Below are 3,671 nucleotides of genomic sequence, written 5' to 3' on the forward strand. Positions count from 1 at the left end.
AGTTAGCGCACCAACCCCAACCTACGTGGTGGCAGTTCTGGCGTAGGTGAAGATCGACAAACCAGCGCCATGGCCCTTCAAGAGCACCCTGGATTATCGGCTACCGTTCGCGCTCACGCCTAGACGATCGTCCCGTGCTCACGGCTGGTAATCAATCAGCCGATCCCCTTCGACTCTTGGAACATTGCGATGGGTGTTAGAGGATCATGTCTTCGCTGCCTCCCTTGGCTTGACATGTGAAATTTTTCTTTTATAAATAAAAGTGGAACAACTAGTTGGGGCAGAAATGGCGAAGCTGTCACGAACCGCAAAGTAAAGTAGCATTGCCAAAAAGCAGCAAGTTGGTGGCTGGGTGAATGGCGCTGACGATTGAGTTCCGATTTGCAGATGTAGAAGAGAACTTCGATTGGTTCTGTGTTGTCTTGCACTATTCTAACGCTTCAACTATGCTCAGCTCAGCGCTAAAGTTCTGACTCCCGTCGTTCTCGGAACTTCTTCCTCGTCTCGATAGTCAGAAAGTGCCCCAACCGGGGTGCGGAAATGGTGGTCCGGGATGAAACGCCAGTGGGAGCCAGACGATCTCGTCTCCAGCTTTACCTTTTTGCCTGACGAGGCAACCCTGCTTGCCAATAAGACAGGTGCGACCCGTTTGGGGTTCGCCGTGCTCTACAAATTCTTTCAGCACGAAGGGCGCTTCCCTCGTCATCGTAACGAGGTGCCGAGCGCCGTTATTGCCTACCTTGCCAAGTGCGTTCATGTTCCTGCCAAGGCATTCTCCGATCTGCACAAATATTGAACCCGAGTCCGTCAACAAGTCCCGCGCCACCGTCAGCCGGTCGCGCAAATAGGTCAAATAGCTGTGTATCCCATCCCGCCAGGTGTCTCTAAACGCCTTCACCTGCTCCGGCTCGCGGGTGATGTGGTCGGTGTTGCCGTCCTTCACGTCGCGGCTGGTGGTGCTCCACTGGAAGTTCGAGTTGAACTTGATGCCGTAGGGCGGGTCGATGTAGATGCACTGCACCTTGCCGCGCAGGCCCTCGCGCTCGGCCAAAGACGCCATCACCTGCAAGGAGTCGCCCAGGATCATCCGGTTCGTCCAGTTGGCGTCGTGCTGGTAGAACTCGGTGCGAGCACCCTCGTCGGGCAGGCCGTTGAAGTCGCTGAAGAGGTCGGCCTGGAAGTTGGGCTTTTCAGCCTTGGCGCGCTCGGTCTGGCGCAAGAGGTCGTTGATGAGGGGCTTGGGGTGGACCTTCTCCTGGATGAAGAGCGGCGGCGCGTGGACGACGAGGTCGGACCAGTCCTGCTCGGCCTTGCCGCGCCACACCAGTTGCGGGTCGAGGTCGCGGTTGCGGCGCTCGTAAGCGACACGGACGGGGGTCTGGGTTTCCTTGTTGACGACCGAGCCGTACTCGGCGGTGGGGATGTTCTTGCGCTTAGCGTCCTCGTGAGTGAGAGTTTCGACGGTCTTGGATACCTTGGGATGTCGTGCCATCTCGTTCAGTCTCCTTCCGCGTAGGCGACGCCCAGCTCTGCAGCCACCGCGGCGAGGCGCTTGTCCTTCGTCCACAGCCGCACGCTGCCGGCCAGGAGCACCGAGGCGAGCAGGTGGACGTCAAGGTAGCCGATGCCCCGGCCCATCAGGGCGCGCCCTTCGATGAAGCTCAGGGCCTCGGGGTCGGTGGCGGTTGGCGCCTTGGGCAACTCATCCAGGAGCTCGAGCACCTCGCTGCGGTTCTTGAGGTTGCCACAGGCCAGCTCGCCCAGGACGAAGGGGTGCATCAGGATGCGCGCGTGCTCGAGGGCTTCGGCCAGGGCCGGGCTGCCTTCGCGCAGGTGGTCGATCCAGACGGAGGTATCGACCAGGATCACGCGGGTTCGGGGCGACGCCTGGGAATCTCGTGTAATTGGGGTTCGCTGCCGCCGAGCCTGGCGAGCCGCCGGGCGCTCTCGCGTTCGATGAGGGCCCTTAGCCCTTCGTGGATGAGGGCGGTGCGTTCTTTCATGCCGGTGAGGCGCTGGGCTTCCTCGAGCAAATGCTCGTCCAGGTTGATGGTGGTGCGCATAAAACCTCCCCTGTGTATGCATCAATGATACATCATTTGATGACATTAAAACATGCGTCAATGTTAGCGCTCGTTCATCTCGTCGCGGCTGAACGTTTGGCCGCCGGTGCGCAGCTTGCCACGCAATTCGGCGGCGACCTCATCGTAGTGCTGCATGCGATCCTTTTGCTTGGCAGCATTCTCGAGGGCGCTCGCGACCGCCCTGTCGAACTCGGCTTCGACCTTGGCACCGAAGGCGGCCTCGATGCCGTAGACGTCGGTCAGCTCGGCGAAGGCCCAGCGGCCGTAGCTCTTCAAGTTATTGACGCCCTCGACCCAGTAAGTCTCCATCGTGCTTTTCTTGTCCTTGGCGTCCTCGCCGCGGTAGCCCTTGATCTCGACGACGAGGTTGAGCGGCTCGGCCTCGCCGACGTCTACCAGGACAACGAAGTCGGGAAGGTACTTGCGGGTCGTCGAGCCGTAACGGTAGGGAACCTCGAGGCCGAGGTTGTGGTTCTTGACGTAGGCCTTGACGCGAGGGTGCGCCTCGGCGACGCGGCAGAACTCGCCTTCCCAGTCGCTGTCGAGGATGGCCCAGTTGATGTGGGAGCGCGTCGTCTCCCAGCGGCTGGTCTTGGAGGTGGTGAAGTTCACGTGGATAGTGGAACCGGTGGCGTTGTAGGGGTCGAGCACCGCCTTGATAGGGCGCTCGCCCACCAGCGAGCGGGTGATGGCAGCGGTGATGCGCTCGCAGGCCATGTCGGCCAGCTCCTGGTACATGAGCTGCGCAGGGTAGGTGCCACCCTTGCAGACGAGGTAGCCGTCGAGCCACTCCTTGGTGATCCGCTTGAGCTGCCCGAAGAGGTGCAGCTTGGGCTCCTCACCGGGGTCGCGCCACTTGGTGTACACGAGGCGCCGGGAGAGGTGGAAGAGCAGCGTGGAGCGGCGCAGATCGCCTAAGTGCTCGAGGCTGAGGTCGACGCCCTCGCCGATGATGCCGGCGTTCCGGGTGATGGACGGGCCGACGAGGTCCGGGGTCAGCTCGAGCCTGGAGTCGTCGTTGAACTGAGCGGTGAGCCGCTCCTCGGGCAGCTCCACGCGGTAGCCTTCCACGCGAGGGAAGCGGATTTCGAGGTGGTCGCGTTCAGGGCTAACCGCCCGCACGTGAATGGTCTCGCGGGGCGGTTGCGGCGGCGCGACGACCGGCTTGGCGGTGAAGTCGAAGGGGATGCCCAGGACGTCGGCGTACTCGACGTTGAACAGACCCTCCTCGTTGAGGTCGTAGGACTGGCGTCGCAAGGCGCGGCCGATCACCTGCTCGCACAGCAGCTCGGTACCGAAGGCGCGCACACCCAGGACGTGCGTGATGGTGTTGGCGTCCCAGCCTTCGGTGAGCATCGAGACCGACACCACGCAGCGGATCGACTCGCCGGGGCGGCCTTCCTTGCCGACGGTGTTCATGACCTCGCGCAGCAGGTCCTGGTCGCTTAGGTTCTCGGCCTCTTGGCGGTCGCCGGTGCGCTCGACGATCTCGCGGCGGAAGCGCTCGATCTCGTCGCCGGCCATGCTCCGAAAGTTGTCGTCCAGCCCCTCGCCCGATTCGAGCTGCTCGCTGTCGACGAGCAGCGT

3 protein-coding genes and 1 pseudogene are annotated in these 3,671 nt (G+C 62.1%); all 4 read right to left on the minus strand.

The window, feature by feature from the left end:
• Nucleotides 1-772 precede the first annotated feature (772 nt).
• Nucleotides 773-1,492 (minus strand): annotated as a pseudogene (locus M3498_14655) (site-specific DNA-methyltransferase).
• Between the two features lie 5 nt (nt 1,493-1,497).
• Complete coding sequence (locus M3498_14660; protein MDQ3460520.1) at nt 1,498-1,869, minus strand: type II toxin-antitoxin system VapC family toxin; 372 nt, start codon at nt 1,867-1,869, stop codon at nt 1,498-1,500.
• The gene (locus M3498_14665; protein MDQ3460521.1) at nt 1,866-2,063 is read right to left on the minus strand and encodes a type II toxin-antitoxin system VapB family antitoxin; all 198 of its coding nucleotides are present in this window, start codon (nt 2,061-2,063) and stop codon (nt 1,866-1,868) included. The genes M3498_14660 and M3498_14665 overlap by 4 nt, the downstream gene beginning before the upstream one ends.
• Before the next feature lie 63 nt (nt 2,064-2,126).
• Nucleotides 2,127-3,671 (minus strand): restriction endonuclease (locus M3498_14670; protein ID MDQ3460522.1); only part of this gene is annotated, 1,545 nt, incomplete at its 5' end.

It is taken from the genome of Deinococcota bacterium, from assembly GCA_030858465.1.
In the GTDB taxonomy this organism is placed as follows: domain Bacteria; phylum Deinococcota; class Deinococci; order Deinococcales; family Trueperaceae; genus JALZLY01.

What these genes read in the sequence shown, in the direction of transcription:
- M3498_14665 (MDQ3460521.1), bottom strand. Translation starts at nt 2,063, where the DNA reads ATGCGCACCACCATCAACCTGGACGAGCATTTGCTCGAGGAAGCCCAG.